The organism is Pseudomonas sp. Au-Pse12, from assembly GCF_021341665.1.
GTDB lineage: Bacteria > Pseudomonadota > Gammaproteobacteria > Pseudomonadales > Pseudomonadaceae > Aquipseudomonas.
In genome coordinates this window covers 47,384-63,529 of sequence record NZ_JAJTTH010000008.1, presented here as the reverse complement: position 1 = coordinate 63,529, position 16,146 = coordinate 47,384, and the positions used below count along the sequence as shown (strand labels likewise).

Genomic DNA, 16,146 nt, shown 5'->3' with positions numbered 1-16,146 from the left:
GATGCACGCCCGCCCTGCGGGCGGCGCTTTTTAGCCTCGCCTTTCCCGGCCTCCCTTACCCTGCGGCGAAGGCCGAGCCGCGCCAACGGAATAGCCATGACACTTTTTCGCCTGGCCCTGCCGCTTTGCCTTCTGCCCTGCGCTGAACTCTTTGCCGACACCCCCGACCGCGATCAGGCCCTGAAACTGCCCGAGATGCTGATCAGTGCCAACCGACAGGTGGAAGCTCGCAACGACAGCAGCGCGGCGAACACGGTGTTCACCCGGGAAGATATCGACCGCCTGCAACCCACCAGCCTGACCGACCTGCTGCAACGGGTGCCCGGGGTGCAGGTTGCACGCAGCGGTGGCCGTGGCAGTCTGCCGGGCATCTATCTGCGCGGCACCGGTTCGGCCCAGAGCCTGGTACTGGTGGATGGCCAGCGCATCAGCAGTTCATCCTCCGGCGACAGCAACCTGCAGTACCTGAATATCCAGCAGATCGAACGGGTGGAAGTGCTGCGTGGCTCGCGCTCGGTGATCTACGGCAGCGATGCCATTGGCGGGGTGATCCAGATCTTTACCCGACGCGGCGCCGACTCGGGACTGCATGGGCGCATGCGCCTCGCCGCTGGCAGCAACCAGACCTGGGAGCGCAGCCTTGGATTGTCTGGCGGTGATCAGCAGACACGCTTCAGCCTCGGCGCCAGCCTGGATGAAAGTGCTGGAATCGACTGGACCCACGAATCGTTCTCCAGCGATGCCGACCATGATGGCTACCGCAACAAGTCGTTGAGCTTCACCCTCAGCCACGCGCTGAACGATGACCTGGAGGTGGGCTTCAACCTGCTGGATAACCGAGGCCGCACGCGCTATGACAACCCCTTCGGGCGCTACGACTCAAGCTATAACGTCTTCGCCCAGGATCCTTACACCGACTTCAGTGTCAGCAACATCAGCGGTTATCTCGATGCTCACATCAATGATTACTGGAAGTCGCGAGTGGAGCTTGGACATAGCGAGAACCGAGACCTCAAGCGCGACAAACTCAGTGACGAACGTAGCGTATTCAATACCTACCGGGACTTGCTGAACTGGCAGAACGATCTACGCCTGGACGAGTACAACAGCCTGATCCTCGGCGCTGACTGGTACGAAGACCAGCTCAATACCAGCCCGGCGCGATTTGCCAAAGACAGCCGCTGGAACCGGGCGACCTTCATCCAGCACCGTTTTCGCGATGACCGCTTCTCCACCGAGTTGGGACTGCGCCGTGATCAGAACCAGCAATATGGCAGCCAGAACACCTGGAGCGGCACCTTTACCCTGCCGCTGAACCCAGACAATGACCTGCTGCTGTCCTATAGCGAAGGCTTCCGGGCGCCCAACTTCAGCGATCTGTACTACCCCGGCTTCAGCAACCCCGATCTCAAGCCGGAACATTCCAAAAGCTATGAATTGCAATGGCGTAGCCAGCTGACGCAAAGCAGTCGCCTGGAGGCCTCGATCTACCGTACCGATATCAAAGACGCGATTATTTATGACCGCGTAGCGCAGCGCCCGGAAAACGTCGGAGCAGCGAGAATCAACGGTTTCGAAGCGGCCCTGAAACAGGAACTGTTCGGCTGGCAGACCAGCATCGGCACCGCAATCATTGATCCGCGCAATCGCAAGGATGGCCATCAACTGCCGCGCCGTGCCCGCCGCACCTTGAACCTGGATCTGGACCGGCAGTTCGACCAATTGGCGCTCGGCGCCAGCTGGCAGCTAGTGAGCAAGAGCTATGAGGACTTGAGCACGAAAAAGCAGGTCCCGATTGGCGGCTACGGTCTGCTCGGACTGCGAAGCAGCTGGGCAATCAATCAGGAAGTGAGGCTGGACCTGAAACTCGACAATGTCTTTGACAAGTCCTATACCCGCACGCTCTACGAATACAACGGCAAGGACTACGGCTACCGTGAAGAAGGCCGCACCTGGATGCTTGGCGTGACCTGGACGCCGGAGCTGTAAGGTTCGACGCCTTCGCCGGCGAGCCGGCACCTACAGTGATGGCGTAGGGGCCGGCGAACAGGGCTCAGCGCTCAGGCGCGATCAACGCACAGAGCTTGGCCGTCGCCGCGATCATTTGCCCGCTGGGTCGCTCCAGCCCCTTGTCCCTCACCAACAACAACCGCCCCTGCTGCACCGCCGCAATCTGCGGCCAGGCTTTCCAGGCATCCAGCTGCCCCTGGGCGGTGGCCAGGATTGCCTGCGGGTTGCGCTGCAACACCGATTCGAGGCTGACCTGGGGCGCTGGCAACGACTGGTCGGCAAACACATTGCGGGCGCCACAGACGCTCAGGGCTTCGCTGATGATCTGGCCACCGCCCACGGTATATAGCGGCCGGTCCCAGACTTGGTAGAACACCGGCAACGCCGGTTCGCGGTGATAGCGGGCACGCAAACCGGCCAGTTGCCCGTCCAACTCGGCGGCCAGTTTACGGCCGGCCGCCGAGTGCCCCAGGCGCTCGCCAATTTCGGCGATCTGCGCCGTCAGTTGCTTGAAGTCATGGGGCTCGGCGACATACGTGGGGATCCCCAGGCGTGCCAGCTGATCGCGCTGGGCCGGGCCGACGCTGCCCGGCCAGAGCAATAGCAAATCCGGTTGAAGGCTCAGCAGACGCTCGATATCCAACTGGCCGTAACGCCCAACCGAAGGCAGGTCCTTGAGCGGTGCCGGCCGCTCACCGGCATCCAGCACGCCCACCAGCAAGTCGGAAGCCCCCAGCTCGACAACGATTTCCGAGAGTGACGGCGCCAGGCTGACCACCCGCTGCGCGGCCAGTGCCGGCATGCCGAGCAGCAGGCACAGGAGCGCCAGCCAGCGTCGCATCAGCCCAGTTGACGCGGAATACGGTAGAGGTAGAACAGCACCGCCGTGGACACGGCCAGGAGCATCAGCGGCACCGCTTCCAGGCCGACGAACACCGCCAGGGCACCGATCCAGGCTGGCAACGATGCCGCCAGGAAGGCGGCACGACGACGGGCTGCCAAGGTGATCCAGGCGGCCGGCTCCTCAGGGGTATCGAGGGCCTTGCCGGCGGCGATCAAGGCATGCTTGTAGCCGTTGAAAAAACGCAGGCTGACGAACATCGAGGCGGTACCGGCGATAAAGAACGGCATCGCCAGCACTGGCATCAATGCCTCGCCCTGGCCAAACACCAGGTTGATCACAAACAGCGGCAGCAAGGCCAGGGCCAGGTACTGCCACCAACTGACGGCCAGGCGCCGCTTGACTTGGCCCCGGGTCACGCGCGGTCAACCTCGCCCTGGTGCTCGTTGCCCATCATGTGGTCGAGCTTGCTGGCCTTGGTTGCCAGGTAGAGCCGGTTGTGCGGGTTGTGCCCGGTGTGCAGCGGCACACGCTCGGCGACCTGAATGCCCATCTCGGTCAGAGCCTTGACCTTGCGCGGGTTGTTGGTCATCAGGCGCAGGGAGTTGACCCCCAGATGTTCGAGCATCGGCAGGCACATGGCGTAGTCGCGCTGGTCCGCGGCGAAGCCCAGGCGCTCGTTGGCTTCCACGGTGTCGGCGCCGCCATCCTGCAACTCGTAGGCGCGCACCTTGTTCAGCAGGCCGATGCCCCGGCCTTCCTGACGCAGGTACAGCAACACCCCGCGACCTTCGCGGGCGATGGCCTGCAGGGCGGCCTCCAGTTGCGAACCGCAGTCGCAACGCTGGCTGAACAGTGCATCGCCAGTCAGGCACTCGGAGTGCAGGCGGCCGAGAACCGGCGCGCCATCGGCGATATCGCCCAGGCTGAGCACCACGTGCTCGCGGCCGGTGGCTTCATCGAGAAAACCATGCATGGTGAATTGCGCAAAAGGCGTAGGCAGCTTGCAAGCAGCAACAAAAACGACGGGCACTGTTGTGCTCCTGATCTGTATGAGGACTGGAGATTCGCAGAGGCGGCATTGTAACAGCAGCCTCCACTGGACGCTTAGGCTGAATTATCGGAGATAAAGATCGATAAGTTTGATCAACGAAGCGCTGGCTGCGGGCTCCCGTCGAACGGATAAGGCTGCTTCCAGCGCTGGAAAATCGGGCGCAAGCGCCCTGTGCTCACCAATTGCGCCATGCGCTGGTCGTACAGCTGACGCAGTTCCCGCCCTCGCGGATTATTGGCAAACCCCAGGTACAGCGGCAGCTCGGCCAGATGGGCACGCTTGAAGAGGCTCGGGTCCTCGGCCTGCCCCAGCACGTAGTCGATCTCGGTCCGGGCATCGATGTAATAGTCGGCGCGGCCATACAGCAGCATCGGCAGGATACCGACACGCCGACGGATCTCGTTGTAGCGACGAATGTTGGGCAGGTAGTCCTGATACTTGTAGCCGCGCACCCAGACCAGCCGGTAACTGCCGATAGTCGCCAGGCTCAGCTCGGGGTTGCTGGCCAGGCCCAGGGCATAGATGTGGTCAGTGTCGTAGTTCCAGTGGGGGTAAAGCACACCCGGCGACTCGTCGCGGTAGGCGCCTACCTGGGCATCCACTTCGCCGCGCTGCACCAGCCCCACCGAGCGGGTATAGGGCACGCTGCACCGCTCGATGGCAATTCCCAGAGGCTCGAACACCTCATGCAGGATATCCCAGGCCAACCCTTCGCCATCGGCTTCGCTGTAGTCGCTCCAGACTTCACTGGCGATGCGAATAGGCTTGGCCTGCGCCGGCAGCTCGCCGGCCCGGACGCCGCAACAGCTCCAGGCGACCAGCAACACCAACAGCACGCGGCAGACACCCATGCCTAATCCCTCAGCTGAAGCACCACACCAGCCCTTGCATCGCCAGCCAGGCAAACACCCCGGCGAGAACGTCATCCAGCATGATGCCGACGCCGCCATGTACATGCCGGTCGATCCAGCGTATCGGCCAGGGCTTGAGAATGTCGAAGAAGCGGAACATCAGGAAGCCTGCGAGCAGCCAGTACCAGCCCTCGGGCACCAGCCACAGGGTGATCCACATGCCGACCATTTCATCCCAGACGATGCCTTCGTGGTCATGCACCCGCAGATCGTCGGCGACCTTGCCGCACAGCCAGAAGCCGAACAGCATGGTGACGCCAAGCATCAGCCAGTAGCCCCAGTCCGGCAGCATCTGCCACAGCGGGATAAAGGGTAGCGCAACCAGCGAACCCCAGGTGCCCGGGGCCTTGGGCAAGGTACCGGAGCCAAAGCCGAAGGCCAGGAAATGCCAGGGGTTGCGCCACACCGAGGGCGGCACGAATTCCGCTGGAACCTGCTTGGGATGATCTGTCACGGTGTCTCCGGAAAGTGTTGATAGCCCCGGGTACCGGGGGTGATGTCCTGCCCGTCGGCATCCAGCAGAGCCACCCCCTGGCCGACCACGGCTCGCCCGATCACGTGCACCGGCCAGCCTGCGGCCAGCAGCGGCGCCAGTTCGGCGGGCGGCAGGGTGAAGGCCAGGACGTAGTCATCACCGCCACTCAAGGCCGCGGAGCGAGCGCCCTGCTGGCCGAGAAAGCCGAGCAACGCCGGCGACAGCGGCAGCCTCTCGACCTCCACCTGCAAGCCGACCATCGAGGCGGCAGCGATGTGGCCGCAGTCGGCCAGCAGGCCATCGGAGATGTCCAGCGCCGCCGTGGCCTTGCCGCGCAGGGCCTGGCCCAGGGCCAATTGCGGCTGCGGCGACCAGTAATGAGCCAGCAGGGGGTCGGCCAGCGCCGGCTCGGCGGCGCGCTGGCCCAGCACCAGCGGCAAGGCACCGGCAGCATTGCCCAGCTCACCGCCGACACACAGCAGGTCGCCCGCCTGGGCGCCGCTGCGGGTCAGGGCCAGGCCCGCGGGCACCCGGCCGAATACCGTCAGGGTCAGGGTCAAGGGACCACGCGTGGTATCGCCGCCGATCAGGCGCACGCCGCAGTTCTGCGCCATGGCATTCAAACCACGGGCATAGTCCTGCAGCCAATCGGTGCTCACCGTCGGCAGGGTCAGGGCCAGGGTAAAGGCCAGCGGGGTGGCGCCCATGGCAGCCAGGTCACTGACGGCCACCGCCAGAGAGCGTTGGCCAAGAAGAAAGGGCTCGCAGGGTTCGGCGAAATGCACACCCGCCACCAGGGTGTCGGTGGAAATCGCCAACTGCTCGCCAGGTGCAACGGCCAGCAAGGCGCAGTCGTCGCCAATCCCCAGGGCAACGCCCTCGCCGCCCTGCGCACAAGGCGCGGCAGCGAAGAAGTTACGGATCAGCTCAAACTCGCCCATGGCAGCCGCAAGCGCAATTCAGCGCTTGAACGCCTTCACTTCAGCCTCACGCAGGCGCGGGGCCAGCTTGTCGAGTACGCCGTTGACGAACTTGTGGCCATCGGTGGAACCGAAGACCTTGGCCAGTTCGATACCTTCGTTGATCACAACCCGGTAAGGCACGTCGACGCGCTTGAGCAGCTCCCAGGTGGACAGGCGCAGAACCGCCAGTTCCACAGGGTCCAGCTCATCGATGGCGAGGTCCAGGCAAGGCACGAGCGCGGTGTCGATCTCGTTCTTGTTGGCCGGAACCCCGTGCAGGATCTCTCGGAAGTAGGCGCCGTCGATGTCCGTGAAATCGTTGTCGACCCGGAACTGCGCTTCGATCTCGTTCAGCGAGTGCTTGGCCATGTGCCATTGGTACAGCGCCTGGGTCGCGAGCTGACGGGCTTCGCGACGCTTGGCGCTCTTGGATGGCTTGCCGGCGTTGGCAGGCTTGGGATCGCGCGGGTTGAAACGATCGCTTTCGTCGCTAATCACTTGGCCTCCAACTGCGCCAGCAGGCTGACCATTTCCAGGGCGGACAGGGCAGCTTCAGCACCTTTGTTGCCGGCCTTGGTGCCGGAACGTTCGATGGCTTGTTCGATCGAGTCAACGGTCAGCACGCCGAAGGCCACTGGCACGCCGAACTCCATGGACACCTGGGCCAGGCCCTTGGTGCACTCGCCGGCCACGTATTCGAAGTGCGGAGTGCCGCCACGAATGACCGCGCCCAGGGCGACGATCGCCGCGAATTCACCCTTTTGTGCGACTTTCTGGGCAACCAACGGAATTTCGAAGGCGCCAGGAGCACGGATGATGGTGATGTCGCTTTCGCTCACGCCGTGGCGAACCAGGGCGTCAACCGCGCCGCTGACCAGGCTTTCGACGACGAAGCTGTTGAAACGGCCGACCACCAGGGCATAGCGGCCTTTAGGGGCGATGAAGGTACCTTCGATGGTCTTCAGGGTCATTCGACAAATCTCTTAAAGAGCCAGAGCGTGTCTAACACACGCTCTTCAGTGATATTTGAACCGCGAATAGGCTGCCAGAAACGAGCGGCTTTTATTCGGAGGGCACGTATTCTACAACTTCCAGGTCGAAACCGGATATCGCATTAAACTTCATCGGCGCACTCATCAGGCGCATTTTGCGTACGCCCAGGTCGCGGAGGATCTGCGAACCGGCACCGACGATGCTGTAGGTGGTGGGTTTCTTCACCGGCTGGTGCTCCGCGGTTTCACGGATGTGCGCCAGCAGTACGTCGCCATCGAGCGGGTGCCCGAGCAGCAGCACCACGCCGCTGCCGGCCTCGGCCACGGTGGCCATGGCCGCGCGCAGGCTCCAGCGGCCCGGTTGCTTGACCATCAGCAGGTCGCGCAGCGGGTCCATGTTGTGCACCCGTACCAGGGTCGGTTCTTCAGCACAGATCTCGCCCAGGGTCAGTGCCATGTGCACGTCGCCTTCCACCGAATCACGATAGGTCACCAGGTTGAACTGGCCCAGTTCGCTGTCCAGGGGCTGCTCGGCAATCCGCTGAACGGTACGCTCGTGGATCATCCGGTAGTGAATCAGGTCGGCGATGGTGCCGATCTTGATGTTGTGCTCGGCGGCGAAGGCTTCCAGCTCGGTGCGACGGGACATGGTGCCGTCGTCGTTCATCACCTCGCAGATCACCCCGCTGGGCTCGAAACCGGCCATGCGCGCCAGGTCGCAGGCAGCTTCGGTGTGGCCAGCACGGGCCAGGGTACCGCCAGGCTGGGCCATCAGCGGGAAGATGTGGCCCGGGCTGACGATGTCTTCAGCCTTGGCGTCCTTGGCGGCGGCCGCTTGCACGGTGCGCGCACGGTCAGCGGCAGAGATGCCGGTGGTCACACCTTCGGTGGCCTCGATGGAGACGGTGAACTTGGTGCCGAAGCCGGAACCGTTGCGCGGCGCCATCAGCGGCAGCTTGAGCAGCTCGCAACGCTCGCGGCTCATGGGCATGCAGATCAGGCCACGGGCGTGCTTGGCCATGAAGTTGATGTGTTCGGCCTTGCAGCACTCGGCGGCCATGATCAGGTCGCCTTCGTTCTCGCGGTCTTCGTCATCCATGAGGATGACCATCTTGCCTTGGCGGATGTCTTCAACCAGTTCTTCGATGCTGTTGAGCGCCACTCGGCACCCCCTTGAGTCAGGATTTGAGATAGCCGTTAGCGGCCAGAAAACTTTCGGTAATGCTGCCGCCGGTGGTGGCTTCGGCCGCCTTGTCACCCAGCAGCAGACGCTCCAGGTAGCGTGCCAGCAGGTCGACCTCAAGGTTGACCTGCCGACCCGGCCGGTAGTCGGCCATGATGGTTTCCGCCAGCGTGTGGGGCACGATGGTCAGCTCGAACTCGGCGCCATTCACCGCGTTGACCGTCAGGCTGGTGCCGTCGACGGTGATCGAGCCTTTATGGGCGATGTACTTGGCCAGTTCTTTCGGTGCACGGATGCGGAACTGGATGGCCCGGGCATTTTCTTCCCGCGCCACCACTTCACCGACACCGTCGACGTGACCGCTGACCAGGTGACCGCCCAGGCGGGTGGTCGGGGTCAGGGCTTTCTCCAGGTTGACCCGGCTGCCGGCTTTCAACTGATGGAAGGCGGTGCAATCCAGGGTCTCGCGGCTGACATCGGCCCAGAAACCATCGCCCGGCAGCTCGACCGCGGTCAGGCAGACGCCGTTCACCGCAATGCTGTCGCCCAGTTTGACGTCGGCCAGATCAAGCTTGCCGGTTTCTACATAGACCCGCACATCTCCGCCTTTTGGGGTCAATGCGCGAATGCTGCCGATGGATTCGATGATGCCGGTGAACATGGAGTCCTCCTCGAGAACAGGGCCGCCGGGTAGGCGAAAGTCGGGAATTATACGCTCGCTGGCGGGGCCGGGATGGCAGTGACTCGCCAGTCATCGCCCACCGCGCGCATTTCGATGATCTTCAGCAACGGTGCCTCGCGCATCTGCGCCAGCGGCCAGTCGAGCAACGGTCGCGCAGAGGAGCCGAGGAACTTGCCGGCGACGAAGATCTGGTACTCGTCCACCAGGCCCAGTTGGGCAAAGGCCCCGGCCAGTCGCGGGCCGGCTTCCACCAGCACCTCGTTGACACCGCGAGCGGCAAGCTCCAGCAACAGGTGACGCAGGTCCACCTGGCCATCGGCGCCGGGCACGATCAGGCATTCCGGGCCATTGGCGTATTGCTCTTCCACGGCTGCGCAGGTGGCCACCAATGCCGGACCCGCCTTGAAGAACGGTGCATCCAGCGGCACCCGCAGGCGCCCGTCGATCAATACCCGCAGGGGCGGCCGGCTGATGGCCAGGGCCGTCTGCTCGGCGTCCAGGCCCAGCTCGGCGGCACGCACGGTCAAGCGCGCATCGTCGGCCAGCACGGTATCGGCACCGGTCAGCACCACGGACGATTCGGCCCGCAGGCGCTGCACCGCAGAGCGTGCGGCAGGCCCGGTGATCCACTGGCTCTCGCCACTGGCCATGGCGGTGCGACCATCCAGGCTCATCGCCAGCTTGACCCGCACATAAGGCAGGCCGTGCTCCATGCGTTTCAGGAAGCCCTTGTTGATCGCCCGAGCCTCGCCTTCCAATACACCGCTGTGGGTATCGATGCCGGCTTCGGCCAGGCGCCGCAGGCCGCGGCCGGCCACTTCCGGGTTCGGGTCCTGCATGGCCGCGACCACCCGCGTCACGCCGGCGCTCACCAGGGCGTCGGCACAAGGCGGGGTGCGGCCATGATGGCTGCACGGTTCGAGGGTCACATAGGCGGTGGCGCCACGGGCCAGCTCACCGGCCGCGCGCAGGGCATGAACTTCAGCGTGAGGCTCACCGGCGCGCACGTGCCAGCCTTCACCGACCACCTGGCCATCACGCACGATGACGCAGCCGACACGCGGGTTGGGATGGGTGGAATAGCGGCCCTTGCGCGCCAGTTCCAAAGCGCGGGCCATGTAATGTGCGTCGAGTACCGCTTGTTCGGCAGGCAGGCTCATTGCTTGGCCGGCTCGCGGGCGAGACGGTCGATCTCTTCGCGGAATTCGTTGAGGTCCTGGAAGCGCCGGTAGACCGAAGCGAAACGGATATAGGCAACTTCATCGAGCTTCTGCAGCTCGGTCATCACCAGTTCACCGACCACCAGGGACTTGACCTCGCGCTCGCCGGTGGCCCGCAGCTTGTGCTTGATGTGCACCAGCGCCGCTTCCAGGCGCTCGACACTCACCGGGCGTTTTTCCAGGGCGCGCTGCATACCGGCGCGCAGTTTTTCTTCGTCGAAGGGCTGACGGCTGCCGTCAGTCTTGATCAGGCGCGGCATCACCAGTTCGGCGGTTTCGAAGGTGGTGAAACGTTCACCACAGGCCAGGCATTCACGCCGGCGGCGCACCTGTTCGCCCTCGGCGACCAGACGCGAGTCGATGACCTTGGTGTCGTTGGCACCGCAGAAGGGACAGTGCATGGTGGCAGGCAACAAAAAAAGGGAGGGCCATGGTAGCGCATCCCACTGGCAAGACAAGCCATAGCCTTTACGGTATACAGACCGACTATTATGTTTCGCACATGGAAATTCGTCTTGTTGGAGCTTCAGATGCCGCTCAGACCGCTCGTTTTGCTCAGTCTCGTCAGCCTGCTGGTCGCTTGCAGCAGCGATGCCCCGAAACCTGCGGCTCCCTCCACTTCACAGCAACAGGCCGTGAAAAAAAACCAGCCGCCTGCCGATCTCGGCCCCCTGCCCGCCTACCAGCGCGAATTGAGCGGCACCCTGGAAGGCGTGCCGGCCGGCGCCGACGTCGAACTGGCGCTGCTGGTGATCGATGAACGCGGTCGCCCGCAACGCCTGCTGGCCAGCAGCAACCTGAGCGGCAGCAACCAGGCCTTGCCGTTCCGCCTGCGCTTTGCCGCCGAGGCCTTCCCGGCCGGCGCCCGGGTCGAGCTGCGTGGCCGTGCCAGCCAGTCCGGCCAGTTGATCCTGCACCTGCCTGCGCAACGCATCGACCAGCCCACCACCCAGTCCCTAGGACAACTGCAATTCGTCAAAGCCCCATGAATGTTCCGCTCGACCTGCAAGGCGCCCTCAGCGAACTGCTGGGGGACGCGCGACTGGTGGCCTGCGAGCTGCCCGAGACCACGCTGAAACTCTGGCTGATCGATGCCCAGAACATGGACCGCGCCTTCACCCTGGAAGAAACCCGACGCATTCTCCACGAGCCGCCCTACTGGAGCTTCTGCTGGGCCAGCGGCCTGGCCCTGGCGCGCTATCTGGCCGAGCAGCCGCATTGGGTGCAGGGCAAGCGGGTGCTGGATTTCGGTGCCGGTTCCGGCGTGGCGGCGATTGCCGCAGCCAAAGCCGGAGCCCTGGAAGTGGTGGCTTGTGACCTGGACCCGCTGGCCATTGCCGCCTGCCGGGCGAACGCCGAACTCAATGGCGTCGAGCTCAGCTATTCCACGGATTTTTTCGCCGAGGCCGATCGCTTCGACCTGATCCTGGTGGCGGACGTGCTCTATGACCGGGCCAACCTGCCGCTACTGGACCAGTTCCTCAGCCGTGGCCGCCAGGCCCTGGTGGCGGATTCCCGGGTCCGGGACTTCCAGCATCCGCTGTATCAGCGCCTGGAAATGCTCAATGCCTTCACTCTGCCCGACCTGGCCGAGCCCTGGGAATTTCGCAACGTGAGCCTGTATCACGCGCAGCGGCAATAGCGATTTTCAGCCTCCCGGCCAGCCTTTATAGTGGTTCCATTCCCGCTTATTCGAGATACCCCATGAGTCAGGAAACGCCGTACATCTTCGACGCCCGCACCGCTGATTTCGACCAGTCGGTGATCGAGAATTCCTTTCACAAACCGGTCCTGGTGGACTTCTGGGCCGAATGGTGCGCGCCCTGCAAGGCGCTGATGCCAATGCTGCAACAGATCGCCGAGAGCTATCAGGGCGAGTTGCTGCTGGCCAAGGTCAACTGCGATGTCGAGCAGGACATCGTCGCCCGCTTCGGCATTCGCAGCCTGCCGACCGTGGTGCTGTTCAAGGACGGCCAGCCGGTGGACGGCTTTGCCGGCGCGCAACCGGAGTCGGCCGTACGGGCCATGCTCGAGCCTCATGTGCAGATGCCGCCACCGCCCGCCGCCGACCCGCTGGAACAGGCCGAAGCGCTGTTTGGCGAAGGCCGTATCGGCGATGCCGAAGCCGTCCTCAAGGTGCTGCTGGGCGAAGACAACAGCAACGCCAAGGCACTGATCCTCTACGCCCGCTGCCTGGCCGAACGTGGCGAGCTGGGCGAAGCCCAGACCGTGCTCGACGCGGTCAAGAGCGATGAGCACAAGGCCGCCCTGGCCGGGGCCAAGGCGCAGATCACCTTCCTCAAGCAGGCCGCGAACCTGCCGGATGCCGCCGAGCTCAAGGCGCGCCTGGCCAAGGACCCGCAAGACGATGAAGCGCTGTACCAACTGGCGATCCAGCAACTGGCACGCCAGCAATATGAAGCGGCGCTGGAAGCCTTGCTCAAGCTGTTCATGCGCAACCGCAGCTACAGCGAAGGCATCGCCCACAAGACCCTGCTGCAGGTGTTCGACCTGCTGGGCAACGACCATTCCCTGGTAACGGCCTACCGCCGCAAGTTGTTCGCCGCGCTGTACTGAGCCTGACGCACCAGCCTGTGTAGGAGCGGGCTTGCCAGCGAAGGCGTTCTGACAGACAGAGCCCTTTCGCCAGCAAGCTGGCCCCTACAGGTTCACTGCACCCAGCTGTAGAGCGGCGTATCGGCGCCGCTGACCACCTTGACCTCGGCACAGTGGCGCAAGCGCACCAGCAATCGCTTGCCCGCCGCCGCGCTACCGGTCAGCCCTTCCAACTGCTCCAGCAACTGCGGCCCGCTGATCTGGCCCGCCTTGCGCAACAGGTCCTTGGCGGCCTGCCACAGGGCATCGTCCTGGCTGGCCGGCTTGGCCGCCGACGCCGCTGCTTCAGGCTTGGCCGCTTGCAGCTGCGCACCCAGCTGCGCGCCCAGTTGCGCCCAATCGCCTTCGTCCAGTTCCAGGGTCAAATCCACCGGCCAGTCGCCGATGCTTCCACGAATCCGCAACATTGCCATGCTCCCGTTTTTTTCTGACAAGCATGCTCCCACGCGTCTTGCGCAACGCCAAGCAGGCGGTCAAACTCAGCGGCCGATTGTTATAAGATCACATAACATTTATTTCATCTTCGCTCCGGAGACTTGCCATGCGTCGTCTGCTACTCGCCCTGCCATTCGCCCTGTTGCCACTGGCCGCCGTCCAGGCCGCGCAAGCCCATGACCACGAGCATGAACACGGCAGCCTCGGCGCCCACGAACATGGAGTCGGGCGCCTGAACGCGGTGCTCGACGGCCAGGCCCTGGAGCTGGAGCTGGAAAGCCCGGCGATGAACCTGGTGGGCTTCGAGCACGCCCCCAGCACCGACGCCGACAAGGCCAAGGTAGCGGCCGCCCGTGCCCAGCTGGAACAACCCCTGGCGCTGTTCAGCCTGCCCAAGGCTGCCGCGTGCGTGGTAGCCAAGCAGGAACTGCACAGCCCGCTGTTCGGTGACAAGCCCGATGCCGATGATCACGATGACGACGACCACGACGACCACGACGAAGAGGCCAAGGGCGCCAACGGCCACGAGCATCACCATGAGCACAGCGAGATCCACGCCCACTACCAGTTCACCTGTGCCAAGCCGGACGCCCTGAAGACCCTCGATCTGGGGCAAGTCTTCAAGACCTTCCCCGCCACCCAGAAAATTCAGGTACAACTCATTTCGCCAAGTGGCCAGCAAGGCGTCGAAGCCAGCGCCAAGGCCGCAACCCTGAAGTTCTGAGCGCCAACCCTGTAGCCGCTCCGGGCGGCTACAACACTTTTTCGATGACCGGCCCACCATGACCCAAGCACTTATCGAACTGTCCAACCTGGGCTTCAACTGGCCCGGTCATCCACCGTTGCTGGATATCCCGAGCTTCCGCCTCGAAGCCGGCGAGACCCTGTTCCTCAAGGGCCCCAGCGGCAGCGGCAAGACCACCCTGCTGGGCCTGCTGGGCGGGGTCCAGAAACCCAACCAGGGCAGCATTCGCCTGCTGGGCCAGGAACTGACCGAACTCTCGGCCGGCGCCCGTGACCGCTTTCGCGTCGATCACACCGGCTACATCTTCCAGCAGTTCAACCTGCTGCCGTTTCTCTCGGTGCGCGAGAACGTTGAACTGCCCTGCCACTTTTCCAAACTGCGGGCCGCTCGCGCCGTGCAACGCCACGGCAGCGTCGACCAGGCCGCCGCCACCTTGCTGGCCCACCTGGGCCTGAAAGACCCCGACCTGCTCGGCCGCCGCGCCGATTCACTGTCCATCGGCCAGCAGCAGCGGGTGGCCGCGGCGCGGGCGCTGATCGGCCAGCCGGAGCTGGTGATCGCCGATGAGCCAACCTCCGCGCTGGACTACGACGCCCGCGAGGCCTTCCTCCAACTGCTGTTCGCCGAATGCCGTGAAGCCGGGTCCAGCCTGCTGTTCGTCAGTCATGACCAGAGCCTGGCTGCGCTGTTCGATCGCAACCTGTCGCTGGCCGAACTCAATCGCGCCGCCAAGCCCGCAGAGGTCTGAGATGTATCTGTTCCGTCTAGCCATGGCCAGCCTGGCTAACCGCCGCTTCACCGCGATCCTCACCGCGTTCGCCATTGCCCTCTCGGTCTGCCTGCTGCTGGCGGTGGAACGGGTACGCACCGAAGCCCGGGCCAGCTTCGCCAGCACCATCAGCGGCACCGACCTGATCGTCGGTGCCCGTTCCGGCTCGGTGAACCTGCTGCTGTACTCGGTGTTCCGCATCGGCAACGCCACCAACAACATCCGCTGGGACAGCTTCGAGCACTTCGCCAACAACCCGAAGGTGAAGTGGGCGATCCCGATTTCGCTGGGCGACTCCCATCGCGGCTACCGGGTCATGGGCACCACCGAGGCCTACTTCCAGCACTACCAGTACGGTCATCAGCAGAGCCTGCAACTGGCCGTGGGCCGGGCCTTCGCCAACGATCCTTTCGAGGTGGTGCTGGGGGCCGAAGTCGCCGATGCCCTGCACTACAAACTGGGGGACCCACTGGTGCTGGCCCACGGCGTTGCAGCCATCAGCCTGGTCAAGCATGACGACAAGCCCTTCACCGTGGTCGGCATTCTCAAGCGCACCGGCACGCCGGTGGACCGCACGCTGCACATCAGCCTGGGCGGCATGGAAGCGATCCACATCGACTGGCACAACGGCGTGCCGGCCCGCGGCGAGGGACGCATCAGCGCCGACCAGGCGCGCAACATGGACCTGACGCCCCAGGCCATCACCGCCTTCATGCTCGGCCTCAACAGCAAGATCTCGACCTTTGCCCTGCAGCGCGAGATCAACGAATTCCGCGGCGAACCGATGCTGGCGATCCTGCCCGGCGTGGCCCTGCAGGAGCTCTGGAGCCTGATGGGCACCGCCGAGAAGGCGCTGTTCGTGGTCTCGCTGTTCGTGGTTCTCACCGGCCTGATCGGCATGCTCACGGCGATCCTCACCAGCCTCAACGAACGGCGTCGGGAGATGGCCATCCTGCGTTCGGTGGGCGCACGCCCCTGGCACATCGCGACCCTGCTGATCCTCGAAGCCTTCGCCCTGGCGCTGTTCGGGGTGCTGGCCGGGCTTGGCCTGCTGTACCTGGGCATCGCCCTGGCCCAGGGCTACGTGCAATCCAGCTACGGCCTGTACCTGCCCCTGTCCTGGCCCAGCCAGTATGAGTGGACGCTGCTGGGCGGTATCCTGATCGCCGCGCTGCTGATGGGCAGCGTGCCGGCCTGGCGCGCCTACCGGCAATCCCTGGCCGATGGCCTGTCGATTCGTTTATGAGCCCT

Annotated in this window: 20 protein-coding genes; 7 read left to right on the top strand and 13 right to left on the bottom strand. The window is 64.2% G+C overall.

The genetic code is table 11. The features are described from left to right. Positions 1–96: 96 nt before the first annotated feature. Positions 97–1,989: a TonB-dependent receptor plug domain-containing protein gene (locus LXM55_RS22055; RefSeq protein WP_233322311.1), complete on the top strand. Its 1,893-nt coding sequence runs from the start codon at positions 97–99 to the stop codon at positions 1,987–1,989. 64 nt (positions 1,990–2,053) lie between these two features. On the opposite strand, the gene LXM55_RS22050 is transcribed toward LXM55_RS22055, so the two are convergent. From LXM55_RS22050 to nrdR, 12 genes are all read right to left on the bottom strand, one after another. Further along, the gene (locus tag LXM55_RS22050) at positions 2,054–2,851 is read right to left on the bottom strand and encodes a cobalamin-binding protein (protein ID WP_233322310.1); all 798 of its coding nucleotides are present in this window, start codon (positions 2,849–2,851) and stop codon (positions 2,054–2,056) included. Further along, entirely contained in the window at positions 2,851–3,270 is a 420-nt protein-coding gene (locus LXM55_RS22045) for an MFS transporter (RefSeq protein WP_233322309.1), read from the bottom strand. The genes LXM55_RS22050 and LXM55_RS22045 overlap by 1 nt, the downstream gene beginning before the upstream one ends. Next, complete coding sequence (ribA, locus tag LXM55_RS22040; RefSeq protein WP_233322308.1) at positions 3,267–3,884, bottom strand: GTP cyclohydrolase II; 618 nt, start codon at positions 3,882–3,884, stop codon at positions 3,267–3,269. Before ribA ends, LXM55_RS22045 begins: the two co-directional genes overlap by 4 nt. A gap of 113 nt (positions 3,885–3,997) precedes the next feature. After that, the gene (locus LXM55_RS22035; RefSeq protein ID WP_233322307.1) at positions 3,998–4,756 is read right to left on the bottom strand and encodes a substrate-binding periplasmic protein; all 759 of its coding nucleotides are present in this window, start codon (positions 4,754–4,756) and stop codon (positions 3,998–4,000) included. A 10-nt stretch (positions 4,757–4,766) separates the two neighbouring features. Then, positions 4,767–5,270 (bottom strand): phosphatidylglycerophosphatase A family protein, encoded by a 504-nt coding sequence (locus tag LXM55_RS22030; RefSeq protein ID WP_233322306.1) that lies wholly within the window; start codon positions 5,268–5,270, stop codon positions 4,767–4,769. Further along, positions 5,267–6,232, bottom strand: coding sequence for a thiamine-phosphate kinase (gene thiL / locus LXM55_RS22025; protein WP_233322305.1), 966 nt, complete (start codon positions 6,230–6,232; stop codon positions 5,267–5,269). Before thiL ends, LXM55_RS22030 begins: the two co-directional genes overlap by 4 nt. An 18-nt stretch (positions 6,233–6,250) precedes the next feature. Next, entirely contained in the window at positions 6,251–6,751 is a 501-nt protein-coding gene (nusB, locus tag LXM55_RS22020; RefSeq protein ID WP_047306286.1) for a transcription antitermination factor NusB, read from the bottom strand. Then, positions 6,748–7,224, bottom strand: coding sequence for a 6,7-dimethyl-8-ribityllumazine synthase (gene ribH / locus LXM55_RS22015; protein ID WP_011063735.1), 477 nt, complete (start codon positions 7,222–7,224; stop codon positions 6,748–6,750). Before ribH ends, nusB begins: the two co-directional genes overlap by 4 nt. A gap of 91 nt (positions 7,225–7,315) precedes the next feature. Next, positions 7,316–8,407, bottom strand: coding sequence for a bifunctional 3,4-dihydroxy-2-butanone-4-phosphate synthase/GTP cyclohydrolase II (gene ribBA, locus LXM55_RS22010; RefSeq protein ID WP_233322304.1), 1,092 nt, complete (start codon positions 8,405–8,407; stop codon positions 7,316–7,318). 16 nt (positions 8,408–8,423) lie between these two features. Continuing rightward, entirely contained in the window at positions 8,424–9,089 is a 666-nt protein-coding gene (locus LXM55_RS22005) for a riboflavin synthase (protein WP_233322303.1), read from the bottom strand. Positions 9,090–9,136: 47 nt separating this feature from the next. Then, complete coding sequence (ribD, locus tag LXM55_RS22000; RefSeq protein ID WP_233322302.1) at positions 9,137–10,270, bottom strand: bifunctional diaminohydroxyphosphoribosylaminopyrimidine deaminase/5-amino-6-(5-phosphoribosylamino)uracil reductase RibD; 1,134 nt, start codon at positions 10,268–10,270, stop codon at positions 9,137–9,139. Next, on the bottom strand, positions 10,267–10,731 hold the full coding sequence (gene nrdR / locus LXM55_RS21995; RefSeq protein WP_019095943.1) for a transcriptional regulator NrdR: 465 nt from the start codon (positions 10,729–10,731) through the stop codon (positions 10,267–10,269). Before nrdR ends, ribD begins: the two co-directional genes overlap by 4 nt. A 129-nt stretch (positions 10,732–10,860) precedes the next feature. Between nrdR and LXM55_RS21990 the strand changes: the two genes are divergently transcribed. The 3 genes from LXM55_RS21990 to trxA all read left to right on the top strand — a co-directional run bounded on the left by LXM55_RS21990 (position 10,861) and on the right by trxA (position 12,907). After that, positions 10,861–11,319: a hypothetical protein gene (locus tag LXM55_RS21990; RefSeq protein ID WP_233322301.1), complete on the top strand. Its 459-nt coding sequence runs from the start codon at positions 10,861–10,863 to the stop codon at positions 11,317–11,319. Beyond that, positions 11,316–11,972 (top strand): class I SAM-dependent methyltransferase, encoded by a 657-nt coding sequence (locus LXM55_RS21985; protein ID WP_233322300.1) that lies wholly within the window; start codon positions 11,316–11,318, stop codon positions 11,970–11,972. The genes LXM55_RS21990 and LXM55_RS21985 overlap by 4 nt, the downstream gene beginning before the upstream one ends. Before the next feature lie 62 nt (positions 11,973–12,034). Continuing rightward, positions 12,035–12,907, top strand: coding sequence for a thioredoxin (gene trxA, locus LXM55_RS21980; protein WP_233322299.1), 873 nt, complete (start codon positions 12,035–12,037; stop codon positions 12,905–12,907). Between the two features lie 92 nt (positions 12,908–12,999). Here the strand turns inward: trxA and LXM55_RS21975 are convergent, their stop codons facing one another. After that, positions 13,000–13,353 (bottom strand): hypothetical protein, encoded by a 354-nt coding sequence (locus LXM55_RS21975; RefSeq protein ID WP_233322298.1) that lies wholly within the window; start codon positions 13,351–13,353, stop codon positions 13,000–13,002. 134 nt (positions 13,354–13,487) lie between these two features. Here LXM55_RS21975 and LXM55_RS21970 point away from each other — a divergent pair, with 134 nt between their 5' ends. The 3 genes from LXM55_RS21970 to LXM55_RS21960 are packed head-to-tail and all read left to right on the top strand — an operon-like array spanning position 13,488 to position 16,141. Next, entirely contained in the window at positions 13,488–14,105 is a 618-nt protein-coding gene (locus tag LXM55_RS21970) for a DUF2796 domain-containing protein (RefSeq protein ID WP_233322297.1), read from the top strand. A gap of 58 nt (positions 14,106–14,163) precedes the next feature. Further along, on the top strand, positions 14,164–14,874 hold the full coding sequence (locus tag LXM55_RS21965; protein WP_233322296.1) for an ABC transporter ATP-binding protein: 711 nt from the start codon (positions 14,164–14,166) through the stop codon (positions 14,872–14,874). A gap of 1 nt (position 14,875) precedes the next feature. Further along, a complete protein-coding gene (locus tag LXM55_RS21960) occupies positions 14,876–16,141 on the top strand; it encodes an ABC transporter permease (RefSeq protein ID WP_233322295.1) in 1,266 nt (421 codons plus the stop codon). Positions 16,142–16,146: the final 5 nt, after the last annotated feature.

Coding starts and splice junctions, on each gene's coding strand:
- LXM55_RS22055 (WP_233322311.1), top strand. CDS start 97: ATGACACTTTTTCGCCTGGCCCTGCCGCTTTGCCTTCTGCCCTGCGCT.
- LXM55_RS22050 (WP_233322310.1), bottom strand. CDS start 2,851: ATGCGACGCTGGCTGGCGCTCCTGTGCCTGCTGCTCGGCATGCCGGCA.
- LXM55_RS22035 (WP_233322307.1), bottom strand. CDS start 4,756: ATGGGTGTCTGCCGCGTGCTGTTGGTGTTGCTGGTCGCCTGGAGCTGT.
- thiL (WP_233322305.1), bottom strand. CDS start 6,232: ATGGGCGAGTTTGAGCTGATCCGTAACTTCTTCGCTGCCGCGCCTTGT.
- ribH (WP_011063735.1), bottom strand. CDS start 7,224: ATGACCCTGAAGACCATCGAAGGTACCTTCATCGCCCCTAAAGGCCGC.
- LXM55_RS22005 (WP_233322303.1), bottom strand. CDS start 9,089: ATGTTCACCGGCATCATCGAATCCATCGGCAGCATTCGCGCATTGACC.
- ribD (WP_233322302.1), bottom strand. CDS start 10,270: ATGAGCCTGCCTGCCGAACAAGCGGTACTCGACGCACATTACATGGCC.
- nrdR (WP_019095943.1), bottom strand. CDS start 10,731: ATGCACTGTCCCTTCTGCGGTGCCAACGACACCAAGGTCATCGACTCG.
- LXM55_RS21990 (WP_233322301.1), top strand. CDS start 10,861: ATGCCGCTCAGACCGCTCGTTTTGCTCAGTCTCGTCAGCCTGCTGGTC.
- LXM55_RS21985 (WP_233322300.1), top strand. CDS start 11,316: ATGAATGTTCCGCTCGACCTGCAAGGCGCCCTCAGCGAACTGCTGGGG.
- trxA (WP_233322299.1), top strand. CDS start 12,035: ATGAGTCAGGAAACGCCGTACATCTTCGACGCCCGCACCGCTGATTTC.
- LXM55_RS21975 (WP_233322298.1), bottom strand. CDS start 13,353: ATGTTGCGGATTCGTGGAAGCATCGGCGACTGGCCGGTGGATTTGACC.
- LXM55_RS21970 (WP_233322297.1), top strand. CDS start 13,488: ATGCGTCGTCTGCTACTCGCCCTGCCATTCGCCCTGTTGCCACTGGCC.
- LXM55_RS21965 (WP_233322296.1), top strand. CDS start 14,164: ATGACCCAAGCACTTATCGAACTGTCCAACCTGGGCTTCAACTGGCCC.
- LXM55_RS21960 (WP_233322295.1), top strand. CDS start 14,876: ATGTATCTGTTCCGTCTAGCCATGGCCAGCCTGGCTAACCGCCGCTTC.